Annotated in this window: 18 protein-coding genes and 2 pseudogenes; 12 read left to right on the top strand and 8 right to left on the bottom strand. The window is 66.0% G+C overall.

Annotated features, from left to right (window positions below):
• From BUF17_RS17155 to BUF17_RS22290, 6 genes and pseudogenes are all read left to right on the top strand, one after another.
• The coding region (locus BUF17_RS17155; protein ID WP_073630944.1) for an invasion associated locus B family protein at positions 1-445 on the top strand (445 nt) is incomplete at its 5' end.
• Between the two features lie 52 nt (positions 446-497).
• The gene (locus BUF17_RS23285) at positions 498-980 is read left to right on the top strand and encodes an ABC transporter permease (protein ID WP_084564831.1); all 483 of its coding nucleotides are present in this window, start codon (positions 498-500) and stop codon (positions 978-980) included.
• The gene (locus BUF17_RS23410; protein ID WP_280163377.1) at positions 977-1102 is read left to right on the top strand and encodes a hypothetical protein; all 126 of its coding nucleotides are present in this window, start codon (positions 977-979) and stop codon (positions 1100-1102) included. Before BUF17_RS23285 ends, BUF17_RS23410 begins: the two co-directional genes overlap by 4 nt.
• Positions 1081-1810 (top strand): annotated as a pseudogene (locus tag BUF17_RS17145) (ABC transporter ATP-binding protein). Before BUF17_RS23410 ends, BUF17_RS17145 begins: the two are co-directional and overlap by 22 nt.
• Before the next feature lie 146 nt (positions 1811-1956).
• A complete protein-coding gene (locus BUF17_RS17140; RefSeq protein ID WP_073630942.1) occupies positions 1957-3162 on the top strand; it encodes a M14 family metallopeptidase in 1206 nt (401 codons plus the stop codon).
• 189 nt (positions 3163-3351) lie between these two features.
• Positions 3352-4089 (top strand): annotated as a pseudogene (locus BUF17_RS22290) (IS5 family transposase).
• 90 nt (positions 4090-4179) lie between these two features.
• Here BUF17_RS22290 and BUF17_RS17125 read toward each other — a convergent pair.
• Genes BUF17_RS17125 through BUF17_RS17110 form a run of 4 tightly spaced genes read right to left on the bottom strand, consistent with a single transcriptional unit; the run spans position 4180 to position 7168 of the window.
• On the bottom strand, positions 4180-4992 hold the full coding sequence (locus BUF17_RS17125; protein WP_073630938.1) for a DUF1295 domain-containing protein: 813 nt from the start codon (positions 4990-4992) through the stop codon (positions 4180-4182).
• Complete coding sequence (locus BUF17_RS17120) at positions 4983-5897, bottom strand: alpha/beta hydrolase (protein ID WP_073630936.1); 915 nt, start codon at positions 5895-5897, stop codon at positions 4983-4985. Before BUF17_RS17120 ends, BUF17_RS17125 begins: the two co-directional genes overlap by 10 nt.
• A 9-nt stretch (positions 5898-5906) precedes the next feature.
• A complete protein-coding gene (locus tag BUF17_RS17115) occupies positions 5907-6602 on the bottom strand; it encodes a ChrR family anti-sigma-E factor (RefSeq protein ID WP_073630934.1) in 696 nt (231 codons plus the stop codon).
• Positions 6599-7168: a sigma-70 family RNA polymerase sigma factor gene (locus tag BUF17_RS17110; protein WP_073630996.1), complete on the bottom strand. Its 570-nt coding sequence runs from the start codon at positions 7166-7168 to the stop codon at positions 6599-6601. The genes BUF17_RS17115 and BUF17_RS17110 overlap by 4 nt, the downstream gene beginning before the upstream one ends.
• A 205-nt stretch (positions 7169-7373) precedes the next feature.
• Here BUF17_RS17110 and BUF17_RS17105 point away from each other — a divergent pair, with 205 nt between their 5' ends.
• From BUF17_RS17105 to BUF17_RS17090, 4 genes are all read left to right on the top strand, one after another.
• Positions 7374-8723: an NAD(P)/FAD-dependent oxidoreductase gene (locus BUF17_RS17105; protein ID WP_073630932.1), complete on the top strand. Its 1350-nt coding sequence runs from the start codon at positions 7374-7376 to the stop codon at positions 8721-8723.
• Entirely contained in the window at positions 8720-9505 is a 786-nt protein-coding gene (locus BUF17_RS17100) for a DUF1365 domain-containing protein (protein ID WP_073630930.1), read from the top strand. The genes BUF17_RS17105 and BUF17_RS17100 overlap by 4 nt, the downstream gene beginning before the upstream one ends.
• Positions 9506-9517: 12 nt before the next feature.
• Positions 9518-10750 (top strand): SAM-dependent methyltransferase, encoded by a 1233-nt coding sequence (locus BUF17_RS17095; protein WP_073630928.1) that lies wholly within the window; start codon positions 9518-9520, stop codon positions 10748-10750.
• 279 nt (positions 10751-11029) lie between these two features.
• Entirely contained in the window at positions 11030-12370 is a 1341-nt protein-coding gene (locus tag BUF17_RS17090; protein WP_073630926.1) for a putative bifunctional diguanylate cyclase/phosphodiesterase, read from the top strand.
• A gap of 110 nt (positions 12371-12480) precedes the next feature.
• On the opposite strand, the gene BUF17_RS17085 is transcribed toward BUF17_RS17090, so the two are convergent.
• On the bottom strand, positions 12481-12879 hold the full coding sequence (locus tag BUF17_RS17085) for a DUF2147 domain-containing protein (RefSeq protein ID WP_073630924.1): 399 nt from the start codon (positions 12877-12879) through the stop codon (positions 12481-12483).
• 83 nt (positions 12880-12962) lie between these two features.
• Positions 12963-13469, bottom strand: a complete 507-nt coding sequence (locus BUF17_RS17080; protein WP_073630922.1) for a DUF6622 family protein — start codon at positions 13467-13469, stop codon at positions 12963-12965.
• A gap of 17 nt (positions 13470-13486) precedes the next feature.
• Here BUF17_RS17080 and BUF17_RS23455 point away from each other — a divergent pair, with 17 nt between their 5' ends.
• Positions 13487-14404 (top strand): ArsR/SmtB family transcription factor, encoded by a 918-nt coding sequence (locus BUF17_RS23455; protein ID WP_342186179.1) that lies wholly within the window; start codon positions 13487-13489, stop codon positions 14402-14404.
• Between the two features lie 294 nt (positions 14405-14698).
• On the opposite strand, the gene BUF17_RS17070 is transcribed toward BUF17_RS23455, so the two are convergent.
• Complete coding sequence (locus tag BUF17_RS17070; RefSeq protein WP_073630920.1) at positions 14699-15829, bottom strand: NADH:flavin oxidoreductase/NADH oxidase; 1131 nt, start codon at positions 15827-15829, stop codon at positions 14699-14701.
• A gap of 300 nt (positions 15830-16129) precedes the next feature.
• Positions 16130-17071 carry a dihydrodipicolinate synthase family protein gene (locus BUF17_RS17065; RefSeq protein WP_073630918.1) on the bottom strand — a complete coding sequence of 314 codons (942 nt, stop codon included), beginning with the start codon at positions 17069-17071 and terminating at the stop codon, positions 16130-16132.
• Positions 17072-17311: 240 nt separating this feature from the next.
• Here BUF17_RS17065 and BUF17_RS17060 point away from each other — a divergent pair, with 240 nt between their 5' ends.
• Entirely contained in the window at positions 17312-18448 is a 1137-nt protein-coding gene (locus BUF17_RS17060) for an NAD(P)/FAD-dependent oxidoreductase (RefSeq protein ID WP_175563724.1), read from the top strand.
• Positions 18449-18612 lie beyond the last annotated feature (164 nt).

Below are 18612 nucleotides of genomic sequence, written 5' to 3'. Positions count from 1 at the left end.
CGGCGGCGCATCCTCGCTGCAGGAGGCCTACGGCGACTGGAGCGTCCAGTGCGCCATGCCGGAAGGGCGCCGGGTCTGCACCTTCTCCCAGACCCAGATGAACCAGCAGAACCGCCAGCGCGTGCTCGCGATCGAGCTTCATGCCGCCGACGGCGGTGCCGCCGAGGGCGCCGTCGTCATGCCGTTCGGCCTCGCCCTGCCAGACGGCGTCACCCTGCAGATCGACGACGCCGCGCCGGGCGCCCCCATCGCCTACACCACCTGCCTCCCGGCCGGCTGCCTCGTGCCGCTCTCGTTCGACGCCGCCATGGTCGCCAAGCTCAAGACCGCCAAGAAACTCACCCTCAACGCCGTCGCCGCCGACACCAAGGCCCCCATCCCCCTCACCATCTCCCTCAACGGCTTCGCCCCAGCCCTCGCCAGAACACAAAAACTCATCCAGTGACGGAGAAGAATGCCTTTGCCACTGTTCAAAAGCCGGATGGCAATACGGCTGGCTGAGGAAGGGGCGGCAACGCCCTCGCCTCGTCGCTGCGCAGATCGATGAGCGGCCTCGGCATTCGTTTGGTGTCCTGTTCGCGCTGGTTTCAAGACTTAGCCGTTGGGGCGAGGCGGTTGTCGATGGCCCGCTGCAGATATGGCGCGCCACGCCGGTACTGGCCGTCATCCCCCTCGCCATCTATTGGCTCGGCCTCGGAGAGCAGATGAAGATTATCCTTATCTGCATGACCACGATGATTCCCGTCTACATCAACACTGCCGCGGAGATCGCCGGAGTCGAGAAGCGTTACATCGAACTGGCGCATACGATCAGGCTCACCCATTGGGAATTCATCCGACTCGTGGCGCTGCCAGGCGCGCTTCCGGGATTCTTCACCGGCCTGCGCCTTTCTGCCGTCAGCGCCTGGTTGGTGCTCGTTGTGGTGGAGCAGTCGAACGCGATCAACGGCCTCGGCTACATGTCGGCGAAGCACGGATGAACGGTCAGGTCGACATCATGGCCGTCGGCCTCCTGGTCTATGCCCTGCTCGGCCTCACGACGGGCAGCATTCTCAGGATTGTTGAAAGAAAGGCTCTCTCATGGCGCAGGGCGTTTCGGTGAGCAGGCCGAAGCGTGGTGTCAAGGCTCGCGGTCTGACCCGGCGTTGCGAGGGCCGGACCGTTCTCGACAACATCGACCTGACCATAGGCCCGGGCGAGTTCGTCGCCTTGCTCGGCTACAGCGGATCCGGAAAAAGCACCATGCTGCGCGCTCGCGGGGCTCGATCCGGACGTCGAGATCAACGGCGCTCTTTTGGTGCCTGAGGCCACGAGCGTCATTTTCCAGGATGCGCGACTGTTACCTTGGTTGCGGGTGCCCAAGAATGTCGAAATGGGGCTGGGGGTCGCCGATGCGCGCGCCTTGTCCACAGCTGCCTTGCGCGAGGTCGGCCTGGCCGGGCGCGAAATGGCTTGGCCTAGCGATCTATCCGGCGGTGAACAGCAACGTGTGGCACTGGCGCAGGCGCTTGTGCGCGAGCCAGAACTGATCCTGGCCGACGAGCCTTTCGGCGCGCTCGACGCCTTGACCAAGATCACGATGCATCAGCTGTTGCGCGATCTCTGTGCGATTCATTCGCCAGCCGTCCTCCTTGTCACCCACGACGTGGACGAGGCCCTGCTGCTGGCCGACCGCACGATTGTCCTCCATAACGGACGGATCGTCCTGGGCGAAACGGTTAAACTGCCGCGTTCGCTCACCCGGGCGGAGCCGGAATTCATTCCCCATCGTGCAAGGCTACTCGAAGCACTGGGCGTATCGGCTTTCTGATCCTCACGAGTGCTCAGCAATGGCTTCGGGGGCCGTCGGATGAGGGTGAATGACCCGGCTGGAGCGCGCGTGGCTGCATTGCACTCAGCACCGTGTGGGCGCAACCATGCTTGGAGAAGGGCGGGCACACAGGAAGGATCCGCGTCATGCCGAACACGCCAGACGAGCGCCTCGACCGCCGCGATTTCATGATCGCGTCCGTTGCAACGATCGGCGCCTCGGCCGGGCTCGTTGCAAACGCCGGTTCCGCCGGCGCACAGGGCTCGACTGCGTCCGTTGCCGGTCCGGCATCCGGCGCGCCGTCTGCGACGGTCTATACCGGCGACATCATCCACGGGAAGAAAGTCGTCAGCGCACTCGACGTCGGCGACTTGGAGCCCGGACAGAGGCACCTTCTGTATTTCCAGGGCGTCGAGATGGCCAGCGGCCAGCGCTGGTACGTATCGGTGACCGTCGCCAAGGGGGCAAGGCCGGGCAAGCGCGTCGTTCTGGTCAGCGGCGTACATGGCGACGAAATGAGTTCCGTGCACGCCGTGCAGACGGTGATGAACCAGCTCGATCCGGCTGAGATGTCGGGCGCGGTGATGGCCGTCACGGACGTGTCGCGCCCGGCCGTCGAAGGCATGCAGCGGCGTTGGCCCAACGCCGGCAGGGGCGCCGATCTCATCGACATGAACCGGGAATGGCCCGGCAACGAGAACGGCATGACCGCTCCAGAGCGACATGCCGGACTGCTGTTCAACCGGCTGCTGCGGCCGAATGCCGATGCCGCGATCGACTTTCACACCGGGACAACCGGGTTCGAGGTTACCGCATTCAATATCGCCGGCATGGACGTGCCGGAGGTCAAGGCGATGGTCGAGCTCTACCCTGTCGGCCAGATCTTCGACAATCACGTGTATCCGGGGGTCCTGCACAACGCCTTCATGGAGGTGGGCATTCCCGCCTTTACGCCGGAGATCGGCGCTGCGCGGGTGCTGGATCCCGAGATGATCGCCCTGTTTGTAGAAGGCACGATGAACGTCCTCAAGCATTACCGCATCGTGGCCGGTCCGATGGGACGCACCGGCAAGGACGTGAGTGTCTTCATCGGCAACAGCGCCTTCCCGATTCTCGCAACCGAGGGCGGGCTGGTCGAGCATCTGGTCAGGCTGAACGAGAAAGTGCAGCCCGGACAGAAGATCGCCATCCAGCGCAACAGCTTCGGTGAAGTGGTCGCGGAATATACCAGCGTCGTGGCAGGAGAGGTGACGGGCCAGCGCAGCGACGCGATGGCCGAACCCGGTAATCCATTGGCATTCATCCTGTTCCACAAGGATGTACCGGATCGGGGCGAGACTTATCCTGAGTGACAACTTCGCACTTGCGCCCCAAATCAGACATTCAGGTAAACTGTGTCGTCACCTAGAAGCGGACGTTGGGAGCGGAATCAAGGCACCCCCACCCCTGTCGTGCAGGCTTCGATAACCTGGGGCGTGGCCCCATAAAATTGCGAGTCAAATCGGGCCGTGATTCTGGCTGCCCAACTGGGAGCCTGAGAGATGCGCCGTCATGAACTGAATGACGAGGAATGGGCGATCATCGCGCCGCTGCTGCCGAACAATCGGCGCGGGGTCGCGCGGATGGATGACCGACAGGTGATCAACGGCATCCTGTGGCGGTTCCGAACCGGGGCGCCGTGGCGGGATGTGCCGGAGCGCTACGGGCCGCGCACAACCCTCTACAACCGCTTCGTGCGCTGGCGGGCGGCCGGGGTCTGGGATCGGCTGCTGGACGCGGTTTCCGCCGCCTATGACGGCGACATCGTGATGATCGGCAGCTCCTGCGTTGCCATCAAAAAGGGGGCGACGACGATCGTCGCATGGGACGCTCCCGGGGTGGGCTGAACACCAAGATCCACGCTCTGGTCGACGCAGAAGGCCGGCCGATCCATCTCCTGCTCACCGCCGGACAGGCCGGCGATGCGCCGGCGGGGCGGGAGTTGCTGGCCCATCTCCAACAAGGCGGCATCCTGCTCGCCGACAAAGCCTATGATACCGACGCCATCCGCACTGAAGCAGCGGAGCGCGGCGTTTTCGCCAATGTGCCGCCGCGTGCCATCCGAAAGCGAACCTTCGCCTTCGGCCCACGGCTCTATCGCCAAAGGAACCAAATCGAGCGCTTCTTCAAACCGCATCAAGCAGATGCGGGGCCTCGCCACGCGCTATGACCGCCGATCAGAAAACTTCCTTGCAGCCCTCAAGCTCGTTGCCGTCCGCATCTGGATCAATGCGTTATGAGTCCGCAGCCTAGGAGGTCGATCCCGAGGCGGGTGAGCGAATCGGGCGCGGGCAGACGCTCGGCGAGCCGGCTGGCGGCGGCGATGAAGCTCATGATGTTTCCTTTCGCCCAAGGGCAGGACCGGGCCAGAACGCATTCACCCTTTGCTGGTATGCGCGATATTTATCGCCCCTTGATTGCAGCATGTGTGCCTCTGTCGGCGGAATGCCCGAGCCGTGTACCAGCAGCACATACATCAGAAGCGGCGCGGCAAGCGCCCAGAAGCCGAACGGATGCGCACCGGACCACGCGATGGCGATGGCGGGATAGGCGAGCCATCCGAGCCACTCGAAGAAATAGTTGGGATGGCGGGTCAGCCCCCAGAGACCGGCATCGCAGACCTCACCGCGGTGAGCCGGCTCGGTTCTGAAGCGGGCGAGCTGGCGGTCGGCAACCGCTTCGCCGGCGAACGCCGTCAGCGCCAGCACGATGCCCAACGCATCGCCCCATCGCCAGAAGGGCAGGGGGTTATGGGCGGCGGCTGCCACCGCGAGCACGAGCACCAGCGCGGCGAGCGCCTGCACCTGCAGGAACAGGAACAGGCGCCCTGAGGCCGCGCGGCCCCACTGCTCGCGAAGAGCGGCATAACGGGGATCGTCATGCCCCGCCATCGTCCGCTGCAGAATGTGCGTGCCGAGCCGCAGCGACCAGCCGCCGACGAGAACGGCCACCACGATCTGACGCGGCATCCAGCCGTCTCCGGCCGGCAGCACGCAGGCCGCGATGCCGGCCGCGCCGGTGGCGAACGACCAGACCGTATCGACCCATCCGTGATTGCCCGTGCGCTCGGCCATGAGCCATGCGCCGGCCATGACAAGCGACAGCGCAACAGCCAGAACGATGACGGCGGTGATCAGGGCCATTGACGGTTCTCCCGCGTGGTCACCCGCTCGACGAAGCCGGTCACGTCGTCCAGCACCGGCGCGATGAAGCGCAGCGGCCGGGCGAGGGCGCCAAGCAGCGTGCGGTGGTCGGCGCGGGCGTAGCGTCGCGTCGTGGCATCACCGCCCGAGGCGCGGATCCGGCGGGCGAGACGGTCGGTGTTTCCGGGTTCCACGGTCGTGTCGCGCGCGCCCGTCGCCAGGAAGGCGGGACAACGGTCGCCGGAAACCACGTTGATCGGCTGGGTGCCGGCGCGCTGCGCTTCAGGACCGAAGATGTCCATCAGCGTCGCGCTGCGCAGCGGCAGGAAGTCGTAAGGTCCGGCAAGGCCGGCGAAACCCGCGATGTCGCGGCGGGCGTCCAGCCCCTCGCGCGCCAGCCACTGCGGATCGAAGGCGAGCATCGCTGCGATGTGTGCGCCCGCCGAATGGCCGGCGAGGACGAGGCGGGCGGGGGAACCGCCAAACCGCCCGGCGTTGGTGCGAGCCCACCGCACGGCGCCTGCACCATCCTCAAGGAAGCCTGGAAAGCGGACCTGCGGATAGACGCGATAATCGGGAATGAACGTCACGATGCCGCGGCTCGCCAGAGCGGCACCGACGAAGCGGTAGCTCGCCCGCTCGCCTTCCTCCCAGCCGCCGCCATAGAAGAACACCACGACCGGCCGGCGGTCCTTCCCGTCGCGGGGCGTGAACACATCCATGCCGTGACGCGCGCCGTCGCCATAGGCGAGGTTCGTCTCGACTTTCACGCGCTCCAGCCGCGAAAGCGCGTTGAGCGTCGCGAGGGGAGAAAGAACGGCGGAAGCCAAACCTGCAGAAACCAGGCCTGCCGAAACCGTGCCGGCGCCAAGCAGGGTGAGCGCGAGCGACGCTGCCTCCCCCATGCCGCACCGTCAGAGGCGGATGAAGGGCTGAACAAGCCGCCCGAAGAACCCCGTGAGCCGCATCCCGCCCTCGAGCGCGGCAAGGCAGATGCACTCCATCTCCGGGTCGACGACCGGCTGATGCTCGATGTCGTGATCCATCTCGCTGAGGTCGCCGGGCATGTAGCGCCCGAAGCCGTCGGAGAACGATCCGACGAGCACCTGTGTGAACTCGGTGCCGAAATGTCCGTGTTCGGGCAACTTGCGCCCGGGGCCGACCCGCAGGAGCGTCAGGCGCGCCTGCGGATCTTCCGGCAGGCGGATGGCGCTCGCGCGCACGCCGATGCCGATCCACCGCCAAGGGCCGATCTCACAATCCCGCAACGGCTCCGGAACGGCGAACCCTCCGGGCCGATCGGCCATGGCCCGCCGCCCGGGCGCCTCCGGCGCGCGACCGTGCCGGCCCGACGAAGGTTGCGAGGACGGGGTCGGCCGGCTCTCGGCTTCGATGGCGCTCAGCGCCCGGGCATAAGCGTCGGCAGGCATCGGAGCCGGCTCGATCTCGTCCAGCAACGCGCCGCCGACGGCCTCGAACGTGGAAAGGCGGGCACGGCATGTCTGGCAGCCGGCAAGATGAACGGCGACGACACGTGCCGGCGCCGCAGGCAGGCGCCCGGCGGCATAGCGCATCAGGGTTTCATCGGTCGCGTGATGACGGGCGGTCATGTTTGGGCTTCCAGCAATGCACGCAGCCGCCCGAGGGCGAGGCGCACCCGCGACTTGACCGTGCCGAGCGGCAGGCCGAGCTCGCGTGCGATTTCCGAATGGGGCTTGTCGCTGAAAAAGGAGAGCCGCACCACGGCGGCCTGCTCGTCGGAGAGCGCCTTCAGCGCGGTGCGCACCCCGATCTCCCGCTCCGCTGCAAGCAGCAGGGCCTCGCCGGAGGGCGCCTCGTCGTCCTCGATCGGCATATCGCTTTCGGCGGTGCTGACGACCTTCGCACGGCGCAGATGATCGATCCTCTGGTTGCGGGCGATCGTGAAGATCCACGTCGAAGCCCCCGCCCGGGACGGATCGAAATAGGAGGCCTTGCGCCACACGCTCAGCATCGTCTCCTGGGCGATCTCCTCCGCCGCGGCGGCGGGCAGGCCGGACTTGCGCAGGAAAGCGTTCACGCGCGGTGCGAAATAGCTGTAAAGCCGCCCGTAAGCCTGCCGGTCGCGCTCGTGTGCGACCTTGGCAATCAATCCGGCGAGTTCATCGCCCTCCGGCACCGCGCCATCCTCCGACATATGCGTCACGACCGCCTCCCGGCGGGCCGGGGGACGGCCGAAGGACGATCCCGGCCGGGGGTGTTCGAGCAACGCATTCATGCCCCCTTCTACGCACGGCATCACCGGCTGGATCATTCTTGTTGAGGTGATCCGGTGCGGTTGGTTTCACGTACAATCTAAACAAAGGCATCCGATCGCTCCACCCGCTTAGGAACCGCGCCTCATGAACATCCGTCCGGACTTCACCCCCGGGGCCGGCCGCAAGATCGCGGTGATCGGCGCGGGCATCTCCGGTCTCTCAGCGGCGTGGCTGCTGTCGCGGCGGCACGAGGTGACGCTGTTCGAAGCTGACGGCCGCCTCGGCGGCCACAGCAACACGGTCGAGGCCGGCGGCCTTCCCGTGGATACCGGCTTCATCGTGTACAACGAGAAGACCTATCCCAACCTCACCGCGCTGTTCGCCTATCTCGGCGTGGCGACGCGGATGTCCGACATGTCCTTCTCCGTTTCGCTGGACGAGGGGCGGACGGAATATTCCGGCTCCGGCCTTCGGGGCCTGTTCGCCCAGCCGGGAAATCTGGTCTCGCCGCGGTTCGCGTCGATGCTGAAGGACCTGCTGCGGTTCTATCGCCGCGCCCCACGCGACCTTCCGGGCATGGGACTGCAAAGCCTCGACAGCTATCTCGACTCCCACGGCTACGGTGCGGCGTTCCGCGACGATCATCTTTACCCGATGGCAGCGGCGATCTGGTCGACGCCCGCCGCCGACGTGGGCTGCTATCCGGCGGCGGCCTTCGTGCGCTTCTGCGAGAACCACGGCCTGCTGCAGATCACCGCCCGGCCGGCATGGCGGACGGTCGTCGGCGGCAGCCGGACCTATGTCGCGCAACTGCGGGCGGATCTGCCGGGCCACATCTTCACCGGCCGCCGGGTGCGCGTCATCCGGCGCTTTCCGGGCGGGGTGGGCGTGCTCACGTCGGATGGCGTGGAACAGACCTTCGACCACGTCGTGATCGCCACCCACGCCGATCAGGCGCTGGCGATGCTCGGCAGGGCGACGCAGGCGGAGACGGATATCCTCGGCGCCTTCCGCTACAGCCGGAACGAAGCTGTGCTGCATTCGGATGCACGCCTGATGCCGCGCCGCGCGGGGGCATGGGCTGCCTGGAACTATCTTGCCGACCGGCGCGGTGATCCACGGCTCTGCGTGACCTACTGGATGAACCGCCTCCAGGGCCTCGCCGGGGACCGTCCGCTGTTCGTCACGCTCAACCCCTCTGTCGAGCCGGCGCCGGAGACGGTCGCCTACCGCACGACCTACGAGCACCCGCTGTTCGACGCCGGCGCCATGGCCGCGCAGGCGCGGCTCTGGTCGCTGCAGGGCGAGGGCGGCGTGTGGTATTGCGGCGCCTATTTCGGGGCGGGCTTCCACGAGGACGGCCTGCAGGCCGGCCTGGCGGTCGCCGAGGCCCTCGGCGGCGTGCGGCGACCGTGGAAGGTGGCGAACGAATCCGGGCGTATCGCGCTTCCGGCTTTCCATGCCCTGCCGGCGACCGGGGAGGTCGCGCCATGAGCGATGCCGACGGCGCCCTCTATGTCGGCTCGGTGATGCACGTCCGCGTCAAGCCGCGCCGGCATAAGCTGTCCTATCGCCTGTTCTCGCTCCTGCTCGATCTCGACGCGCTGGACGCGCTCGATCGGCGTCTGCGGCTGTTCTCGGTCAACAGGTTCAACGTCTTCAGCGTGTTCGAGCGCGATTATGGCGACGGCAGCGACGGCTCGCTCAAGGCCTATGTCGCGCGCGTCCTCGCCCAGGCCGGGCTTGCGTCCGACGGCGGGCCGGTGCGGCTCCTCACCATGCCCCGCCTGTTCGGCTACGCCTTCAATCCGCTCAGCCTCTATTTCTGCCACCGGCGCGACGGCTCGCTGATGGCCGTGCTCTACGAAGTCAACAACACCTTCGGCCAGCGCCACGCCTATCTCATCCCGGTTGCCGACGGCGCGGCCGCGCCGCTGCGCCAGACGGCGGAAAAGCGCTTCTACGTTTCGCCCTTCATGGATATGGACCTCACCTATTCCTTCCGCATCGACCCGCCGGCCGATGGCCTGCGGGTCGCGATCGTCGCCGCCGACGGCGACGGTCCGGTGCTGAGTGCCGTTCACAGCGCGCAGCGTCGCCCCCTCACCGACGGGACTCTCGCCCGCGCCCTCGTGACCCATCCGCTGCTGACGCTCAAGGTCATCGGCGGGATCCATTGGGAGGCGCTGCGGATCTGGGCCAAGGGCATCCGCCTTCGGCCGCGACCGCCGCTGCCGGGAAAGCCCATTTCCATTCAACCCCTGCGCCGTTCCTGAGGATCGATCCCCATGCGCGACGATGCCGATCGTTTCTCCGAACTCCCTCGCGCGATGAGCGCCCGCGCGCCCGGCCTCTGGCTGGCGGAGGCGGCCCTGCGCCGGCTTCTCGACCAGATCGCGGTCGGCCATCTCACCATCGTGACGCCGGACGGCCGCCGCCTGTCCAGCCGGGGCGGGCGGCCCGGCCCGGAGGCGACGCTGGTGCTGCACCGCTGGCGCGCCCTGCGCCGGCTCGCGACCGGCGGCGACGTCGCCTTTTCCGAAGCCTATGTGGACGGCGACTGGTCGAGCCCGAACCTGCCGGCGGTGATCGAACTCGCAGCGCACAATCTGCCGGACATCTCCGCGCGCGCCGCCGCGTGGGGGCCTGCCCGCCTCGTGAACCGCGTGCGCCATCTGCTGCGGCGCAATTCAAAGGCCGGCAGCCGGCGCAACATCTCGTTCCACTACGATCTCGGCAACGCGTTCTACCGCCTCTGGCTCGATGACGGGATGAACTATTCCTCGGCGATCGAGATCGCCCCCGGGCAGAGTCTGGAAGAGGCGCAGGCCGCGCGTCTCGACCGCATCGCCGAGATGCTGGAGATCCTGCCCGGCCACAAGGTGCTCGAGATCGGCTGCGGCTGGGGCGCTCTCGCCGCCACGATGGCCCGGCGGGGCGCCAACGTCACCGGCATCACGCTGTCGCGCGAACAACTCGCCTACGCGCGGGAAAGCCACGCCGCCGATCCGGCGCTTGCCGGACGGACGGACTTCCATCTCGTCGACTATCGCGATGTCGGCGGCCGCTACGACCGCATCGTCTCCATCGAGATGATGGAAGCGGTCGGCGAGGCCTATTGGCCGGTCTATTTCGCGAAGCTTCGGGAATGCCTGGCCCCCGGCGGCACCGCCGTGCTTCAGGTCATCACCATCGCCGAGGACCGGTTCGAGACCTACCGGCGCAACACCGATTTCATCCAGCGTCACATCTTTCCAGGCGGCATGCTGCCGACGAAGACGCACATCGCCGGCCACGCGCGTGCCGCCGGCCTCGAACCGGTCGAAAGCCTCTGCTTCGGCAACGGCTACGCCCAGACGCTCGCCGAATGGCGCAGCCGCTATATGGCCGCGCGCAGCCGCACCGAACCCCTCGGCTTCGGCCCGGCCTTCCACCGGCTGTGGGAATATTATCTCGGCTATTGCGAGGGCGGCTTCCGCGCCGGCGCCATCGATGTCGGACTCTACAAGTTCAGGGGCTAGAGCATATCCCGTTCAGATCGAACCGATCTGAACGACAAGAATATGCTCAAGCTTTTGAATCTGGAGCGATTTCTTGTCGATCTGATGAGTCCATCAGATCGGAAAGCGCTCTAGGGTGCTTTCCCCGTCGTTCGGGTCTCCGGTCCGAACCACGGGGATGGCCAATCCCTCGCATTTCGCGACGCGCCTCGTCTCGGCGACGCGGCTCAGGATATAATCCTCTCGTGCGCTCGACATCGCGGCATCGTGGCGAGCGCGCGCCGGGGGATTATAATCAAGATGATTTGCACGCATTGGGACCAGAGCCATACACAACGTGTAAAGGCCATCGTATTTGCGGCGTCCCTGATCACGATTGCCCTTGGGGCAAGCTGGTGCATTGCGTTCCTTGTCGCTGGCCGCTCCTTTCTGGCGCTCTTTCATTTTCTGATGATGCTCGCCGGTGGCGGGATATTGTGGGTCATTCTGAAGAAGAGACTGTATACGGGCGCCGTTATCGAGGCGCATTTTCTACCGCTTATGACGGTCCTGTTCTGTCTGTTCGATAAGGTGCCGCCGGATCTGCCGCGGGCAACGCACCTGCATTTCCTGCCGATCGCCATTGGATGTTATTTCGTATTTCGCCAGAACGGGTTGTATCTCAAATTCATCATACCGCTCCTCTGCCTGATGGCATTCGCGTTATTCGAGAATGTGGATCTCGTTGTTCAGGATGCGGCTCTCGTCATTCCAGCACATATGGCGCGAATAGCCGTCCTGACGAACACGCTGACGTCGATATCCAGTCTGGCTCTGACCGTTATCATCATGAATGCCGATCTGACCGTTCGGCGCATGATGGAAGTAGAACTGCGGAAAGCCATCGCGAACGGAGACTTCCGGCTTCACTACCAGCCCCAGGTGGATGAGTTCGGGGCGCTTGTCGGCGCCGAAGCCCTGATTCGCTGGCAGCATGCCAGGATGGGAAACATCCCGCCTGCCCAGTTCATTCCGCTTGCGGAGGAAACAGGACTGATCGTTCCAATCGGAAACTGGGTGTTACGGGCGGCGTGCGCTCAACTCGCCCTTTGGCAGGCCCAGCCGGAGACCGCGCACCTGACCCTCTCGATCAATGTCAGCGCATCCCAGTTCCGGCAACCGGACTTCGTGCACACCGTTTCCGAAATCGTGACGCTGAGCGGCGCCGATCCGCGTCACATCAAGCTGGAACTGACGGAAAGCATGTTCGTCGACAATATCGCCGCGACGGCCGAGAAGATGAGCGCTCTCACCAGGATCGGCATCGTATGGTCGCTGGACGATTTCGGAACCGGTTATTCGTCGCTGAACGTTCTGCACCGTGTTCCGCTCGGGCAGGTCAAGATCGACAAGTCGTTTGTGCACGACATGTCTTCGAACCGGACGAATATCGTCGTGATCGAAGCGATCATGGATATGGCACGGAAGCTCGGCTTCAAGGTCGTCGCGGAAGGCGTCGAAACGAGGAAGCAGATGGATCTCCTTCGCGAGGCGGGGTGCCACCTGTTTCAAGGTTATTTCTTCAGCCCGCCGCTGGAAATCCGCGCCTTCGAAAACTATCGCCGCAGCGCTCTGGTGTCGGCGCAGCCAGCTCAGGCCTAGAGCGCTTTCCGATCTGATTGAATCATCAGATCGACAAGAAATCGCTCCAAGTTGAAAAGCTTGAGCATATCCTTATCGTTCAGATCGGTTCAATCTGAACGGGATATGCTCTAGTCCGCGCGCGACCACGTCACCGACTTGCAGAGCAGCCCCGCGAGGATGCAGCCTCGGGTGACGAGACGGTCCTCCTCGACACGCATGGTCATGGCGTAGGTGCGGTCGCGCTTCGGATCGTAGGCGGTGCCGGCCAGGGTGTCCTCGTCTTTCGGCGTGAGCGTGAGCACCAGCCGGTCGCCCACCTCCTCGCCGCCGGAGGTATCGCCGATCCAGAGATTGACGGCGCAGATCTTGTCTCCGCACGCGGCGATGCGCACCTCGGCATTTCCGTCTCCGCGCTTCCAGATTCCGGCCGGGTCCGGTTCGCCGGCCGTGGCCGCCAGCGCCGCGGTGAGGGGGGCGAGAACGACGGCAGGAACGAGACCCAGAACGAGGGCAAGGGATCGTTTCATGGCAACCTTCCCAGTGAAATCGCTGCGGGATGGTTGTGTTACGATTCCTCCGGCCGTTTGGATCGCAGCCCCCCGCCCGAACCTCAGTTCACCGCCGCGCCGGCGCGATAGCGGCTGTAGAGCCCCCAGAACCGCCCGAGAAAGATGCCGATCACGACACCGGTCACGCCGGCATCGAACGCGACGAAGGCCATGGTCTCCCGCGCGGCGGGATCGACCGCGATCCAGTATCCGAGGGTGTACTTGCTCGCGAAGATCGCCAGCACGAGGATCAGCGTCACCGGGCTGCCGGAAACCTCGACCTTGCCGCCCCCCATCGGCTGCACCTCGCCGAGGCGCGAGATCGCCCACCCGGCGAGGCCGCCGGCGACGAGCGCCACCGCCAGGATGCCGAGCGCGGCCGGGTTCAGGCCGAACATCTGGAACAGGCTTGCGAGGCCCCAGACGGCGAAGATCACCGGCGCGACGGCAAGCTTGCCGAACTCCACGACCCGCGTCCGCAGCGCCTTGATCCCGATCCACGCGACATAGGCGAGGATCAGGAACACCCACCACGGCGTATGCTCCAGCGTCTGCCTCAGCGCTTCCATGCCTGCCCCCCGGGCTCGTGCCGCCGCCACGCCGGCGGATAGCCCCGCTCCTTTCTGAAGCACAGCGACGGAAGGCTCAAGAGCACCACGGTTCAGACGATCTCGCGCGAACGGCGGGGGCATTGACATGTGACCATTTCGTCACCTATTTTGCCGCCATGGATGAAGTGTTCGACGCCCTGGCTCACCCGGACCGGCGCGCGTTGCTCGACAGCCTGTTCGAGCGCGACGGCCAGACCCTGACCGAATTGCAAAGCCGGTTTCCGGTCACGCGCTTCGCGGTGATGAAGCACCTGAAGATCCTCGAGGCCGCCCATCTCGTCACGAGCCGAAAGATCGGGCGGGAGAAGCGGCACTACCTCAACCCGGTTCCGATCCGGCAGGTCGGCGACCGCTGGATCTCCCGCTACGCCGCTCCCTTCGTCACGGCCATGGTCGGCCTCAAGCAACAGGTGGAAGGAACAGTCATGATCGGCCCGAAGCATGTCTACGAGATTTATGTGCGTGCATCGGCGGAAGCCGTCTGGGCCATCCTCACGGATGACGAAAAGACCCCGCTCTACCAGCACTTCAACATGACATCGCGCACCGACTGGCGCGTCGGCGGGGCGATTGAGTTCATGATGGGCGACCGCACCGTCATCGCCGGGGAAATCCTGGAGCTTGCGCCCCCGTCGCGGCTGGTGCTCACCTTCCATGCGCGCTGGTCGCCGGAGGTCGCCGCGGACGCGCCGTCGCGCGTCACGTGGGATATCCGTCAGTTGCCCGGCAATGCCTGCAAGCTCGTTCTCACGCACGACGATTTCGGCGGCGACACCGCGACGAGCCGGCAGGTGAATGCCGGCTGGCCAGAAACGCTGTCGCGCCTCAAAACACTCGTCGAAACCGGACAGCCGTTCGAACTCGAGCCCGACTATTCGCCCGCCGAAGGCTGAGCGTCAAAGACTTAGAGCATATCCCGTTCAGATCGAACCGATCTGAACGACAAGGATATGCTCAAGATTTTGAATCTGGAGCGATTTCTTATCGATCTGATGATTCCATCAGATCGGAAAGCGCTCTGGACGGCTGCCGAGGGCCGGGCTGTCCGATTCTGACGCGAACGGCGACAGCCCGCCGCGGCTCGGCAGGCATCGCGGGATGGGGAGGGCAGGGGGACAGATACGCACGTCGACCGCTCCCGCCTTCAAGACGGGAGCGCGCGCCGATCGAGGGACGACCGGCCGGCGTCAGCCTGCCTTCGCGGGCGCCAGTACCGCCTTCCGGCGGGAGAGATAGAAGGCATATTTCTGCGGCAGCACCGAGGAGGGGTTCTCAAGCCCGAGTTCGAGCGCCGCCCGGTAGGCGAAATCGCCATCCGCCAGCAGTTCGCGGCCGATGGCCACGAGATCGGCATGGCCGTCCGCAAGCACCGCCTCCGCCTGATGCGGTTCGACGATCAGTCCGACGGCCATGGTCGCGACGCCCGCGCCGTGGCGGATCGCATCGGCGTAGGGCACCTGGAAGCCCGGCGTCGGCCGCGTGGCGGCACGGGCGACCGGCCCGAGGATGCCGCCGGACGAGGCGTCGACCACGTCGACACCGCGCGCGGCGAGCGCGCGGGAGAGCGCGACCGTTTCCTCGATCGTCACGCCGCCCTCGACCCCGTCGACGGCCGAGACGCGGTAGAACAGCGGCTTGTCGGCCGGCAGCGCCACGCGCACCGCCTCGGTCACCTCCAGCGCGAACCGCATCCGGTTCTCCAGGCTGCCGCCGTAGCCATCGGTGCGCTTGTTCGAGATCGGCGAGAAGAAGGTGTTGATCAGATAGCCGTGGGCACCGTGGATCTCGACGAAATCGAGCCCTGCGGCCATCGCCCGGCGCGTCGCGTCCGCGAAGGCCTGGACGATCCCGGCGATCTCCGCCTCGTCGAGGGCGTGGGGGGTCGGCCAGGCGGCGTCGTGGGCGAGCGCGCTCGGCGCCACCGTCTGCCACGCGGGCTCCGGCGAATCCGGGCCGAGCGGAGCGGCGCCGTCGAATGGCCGTGCTGCGCTCGCCTTGCGGCCGGCGTGGGAAAGCTGGATGCCGACCGGAATGGCCTCGCTGTGATAGAGCGCCGCGATGCGGGCCAGTCCCGGCACCTGCTCGTCGCTCCACAGCCCCAGGCAGCCGGGGGTGATGCGGCCCTCCGGCAGAACGCCGGTTGCCTCGATGATCGCCCCGCCGACGCCGCCGAGCGCAAAGCGGGCGTGATGCGCGAGGTGCCAGTCCGTGACGTGGCCGTCCAGCGCGCTGTACTGGCACATCGGCGACAGCACAATGCGGTTCTTGAAGCGGACGCTCCGGGTCTGGAACGGCGTGAAGAGGTGCGGCGCAGTCATCGCGTTCGGTCCGTGCTGTCATCCGGCGGAAAGCGAGGCCCGCCGCGAGGGTGTCGTCAAAAAAAGAAGCCGGACGGATGACTGGGGTAACGGTCATCCGTCCGGCCTCGTCGGACAGCGAGGTCATGGGAGGAAACGCGAAGCGCGGCCCGACGTCCCGATGGACGTTTTTCACGTAGGAACGGGGTCGGGCCGGTGCAAGCCAGGGGTGGCACGGGCCCGTGCAAATCGGAAATGCACGCGCCCAGCCGGGACGCTCACCGCCCCATCCCTCTCGCGGCCTTCTTCGGGCAGCCGCCCTCAGGCAGCCTTGGCTTCGAGGCGATCCATCAGCGCATCGAGCTCGCCCATGATGGCGACGAGCTTCTCCCGCCGGGCAATGCCTTCCGCGCCGAGTTCGGCGAAGGTGGTCAGCGGCGCGCGCACGTCGCCGACCGGATATCCGGCTGCCGCCGCCAGCGCCTTGGAATAGCACTGGTGGCCGTAGGTCGGGTGCCCCTCGGCGATGATGTGGTCCATCCGGTTGATCAGCGCCTGGATCGCGCGGGCATCGTCCAGCCGGCCGGCGACCAGATAGTCCCAGATGCGCGAGGAGGCGCGGGGAATGTAGTTGCCGTAGGGATTGACGTAGCCGACGGCGCCGAGGCGGAAGCTCTCGACGATGCGCTCCCCGGCGAACACGTTCATCACGCCCTCGGTCAGTTCCACGATGTCATAGACCCGGCCGACGTCCATGCTCGCTTCCTTGATGTAGCGGACATTTTCGAGGTCCTTCGTCATCCGGGCGACAAGCTTGGCCGGCATGTCGACATTCGTCGTCACCGGGTTGTTGTAGAGCATGATCGGAATCTGCACCGCTTCCGAGATCGCCTTGTAATAGTTGAAAATCTCGTCATGGGTGGGGGTGTAGTAATAGGGCGGGGCGATCATCAGGCCATCGGCGCCGAGTTCCTCCGCCTCCTTGCTGTAGCGCACGGCGTTCGGGGTGTGGGCGTTCATGGTGCCGACCATCACCTGCAGCCGGCCGGCCGCGTGCTTCACCGTCGCCTCGACATAGCGGCGGCGCTCCTCGTCAGTGATGGTGAGGAACTCGCCGGTGGTGCCGAGAATGATGACGCCGGGCACGCCGCTCGCGATCTGCCAGTCGAGGAAGCGCTTCAGGGCCGCCTCGTCGATGGTCCGCCCGTCCGGCGTGAAGGGGGTGATGGTGACGGTATGACTGCCGCGAAACTGCTGGACCATGCTCTATTTCCAGATTCTGAATGGTGCGATAAGTGAACGGACGTGCGAATTTTTCTTGGGCACCCCGCCCAGGCCATGGGCGCGCCAGGCATGTTTGCGCTTCGTTTTTGGGGAGAAGCCGAGCACTCTCGCAAAAAGAAACGTTCACATTGCGAACATTTGTTACTATAGCGAACGAGCGATTGTAAGCCAAGCTGGTTTATGGCCGGGGTCGTTGGCCGGCGTCCGCGTGAGGGAAAAATGTCCGATGTGATCGTGATCGGCGGCGGGCTCGCCGGCTGCGCCACGGCCTACTATCTCGCCGCCGACGGGGTGGACGTCACCCTGCTCGAGCGGACGGATCTCAATACGCTGGCGTCGGGCTCGAACGCCGGCAGCCTCCACGCGCAGATCCCCCACGATCCGTTCGTGACCAACGGCGAGGCATGGGCAGAGGTGTTCTCGCCCACCATCGGCCTGCTCGCCCGCTCCATCGAAATGTGGCGCGGCCTGCCGGCGCTTCTCGGCGTCGATCTGGAGATCGGCCTGAAAGGTGGACTGCTGGTGGCGCCGAACGAGGCGCAGATGCGCGATATCGAGCGCAAGGCGGCGTTCGAGCGCGCCCAGGGGCTTCGCATCGACATTCTGGACAGGCCGGCGCTCCGCGCGCTCGCCCCGTATCTGTCGGATCACATCGTCGGCGGCGCGTTCTGCCCCGACGAAGGCAAGGCCAATCCGTTCGCGGTCGCGCCGGCCTTCGCCGCCGCCGCCGAGCGGCTCGGCGCCACCATCCTGCGGCACACCCCGGTCCAGGCGATCGTGCGCACCGGCGATGGCTTCGAGGTCTCGACTCCGCGCGGCGTGCTGAAGGCGAAGCGCGTGGTCGACGCCGCGGGGGCGGACGCCGCCCGTATCGCCGCCATGGCCGGCATAGAACTCGCCGACGTGCAGGGCTTCCCGATCCAGGCGAGCGCCACGGAGCAGGTCGGCCCGCTGGTGCCGCACCTTGTCTACTATACCGGCGAGAAGCTCACCCTGAAGCAGAACGGCGTCGGCACCCTCCTCATCGGAGGCGGCTGGCCGGCGCGGCTCGGCCGGCACGGCAACCCGGTCGCCAACCCGGATTCGCTCGCCCGCAATCTCGCCGTTGCCGTCTCCGTGGTCCCGGCGCTTGCGAAGGTGAAGATCGTCCGCACCTGGGCGGCCATCGTCAACGGCACGTCGGACTGGAAGCCCATTCTCGGCGAGATCCCCGCCGTGCCCGGCTTCTTCGTGAACTTCTTCCCGTGGATGGGCTTCACCGCCGGCCCGATCTCCGCGCGCATCGTGGCGAGCCTCGTGCAGGGACGCCAGCCTCCGCTCGACGTCGATCTCTCCCCCTTCCTGCCCAAGGGTTAGAGCCTGTCCCGGTCAGACTGCACCGATCTGATCGGGATATGCTCAAGTCTTTGAATCTGGACCCACTTCTTATCGATCTGATGCTTTCATCAGATCGGTAAGCGCTCCAAGCGCCCGGCGATAGGCCCCCGCTCCGATAAGATCGAAGCGGTCCGCGCGGCGAG

Origin of the sequence: Pseudoxanthobacter soli DSM 19599, assembly GCF_900148505.1 — a bacterium.
In the GTDB taxonomy this organism is placed as follows: domain Bacteria; phylum Pseudomonadota; class Alphaproteobacteria; order Rhizobiales; family Segnochrobactraceae; genus Pseudoxanthobacter; species Pseudoxanthobacter soli.
Note: the sequence above shows the minus strand (reverse complement) of the source record. Positions and strands in the feature narration are given on the sequence as shown.

Bases quoted from the DNA above. Each gene is read 5' to 3' on its own strand.
- BUF17_RS17085 (WP_073630924.1), bottom strand. From the start codon at position 12,879: ATGAAACGATCCCTTGCCCTCGTTCTGGGTCTCGTTCCTGCCGTCGTT.
- BUF17_RS17060 (WP_175563724.1), top strand. From the start codon at position 17,312: ATGTCCGATGTGATCGTGATCGGCGGCGGGCTCGCCGGCTGCGCCACG.
- BUF17_RS17100 (WP_073630930.1), top strand. From the start codon at position 8,720: ATGAGCGATGCCGACGGCGCCCTCTATGTCGGCTCGGTGATGCACGTC.
- BUF17_RS17110 (WP_073630996.1), bottom strand. From the start codon at position 7,168: ATGTCGGAGGATGGCGCGGTGCCGGAGGGCGATGAACTCGCCGGATTG.
- BUF17_RS23410 (WP_280163377.1), top strand. From the start codon at position 977: ATGAACGGTCAGGTCGACATCATGGCCGTCGGCCTCCTGGTCTATGCC.
- BUF17_RS17140 (WP_073630942.1), top strand. From the start codon at position 1,957: ATGCCGAACACGCCAGACGAGCGCCTCGACCGCCGCGATTTCATGATC.
- BUF17_RS17070 (WP_073630920.1), bottom strand. From the start codon at position 15,829: ATGACTGCGCCGCACCTCTTCACGCCGTTCCAGACCCGGAGCGTCCGC.
- BUF17_RS17080 (WP_073630922.1), bottom strand. From the start codon at position 13,469: ATGGAAGCGCTGAGGCAGACGCTGGAGCATACGCCGTGGTGGGTGTTC.
- BUF17_RS17125 (WP_073630938.1), bottom strand. From the start codon at position 4,992: ATGGCCCTGATCACCGCCGTCATCGTTCTGGCTGTTGCGCTGTCGCTT.
- BUF17_RS17065 (WP_073630918.1), bottom strand. From the start codon at position 17,071: ATGGTCCAGCAGTTTCGCGGCAGTCATACCGTCACCATCACCCCCTTC.
- BUF17_RS17090 (WP_073630926.1), top strand. From the start codon at position 11,030: ATGATTTGCACGCATTGGGACCAGAGCCATACACAACGTGTAAAGGCC.
- BUF17_RS17120 (WP_073630936.1), bottom strand. From the start codon at position 5,897: ATGGGGGAGGCAGCGTCGCTCGCGCTCACCCTGCTTGGCGCCGGCACG.
- BUF17_RS17115 (WP_073630934.1), bottom strand. From the start codon at position 6,602: ATGACCGCCCGTCATCACGCGACCGATGAAACCCTGATGCGCTATGCC.
- BUF17_RS17105 (WP_073630932.1), top strand. From the start codon at position 7,374: ATGAACATCCGTCCGGACTTCACCCCCGGGGCCGGCCGCAAGATCGCG.
- BUF17_RS17095 (WP_073630928.1), top strand. From the start codon at position 9,518: ATGCGCGACGATGCCGATCGTTTCTCCGAACTCCCTCGCGCGATGAGC.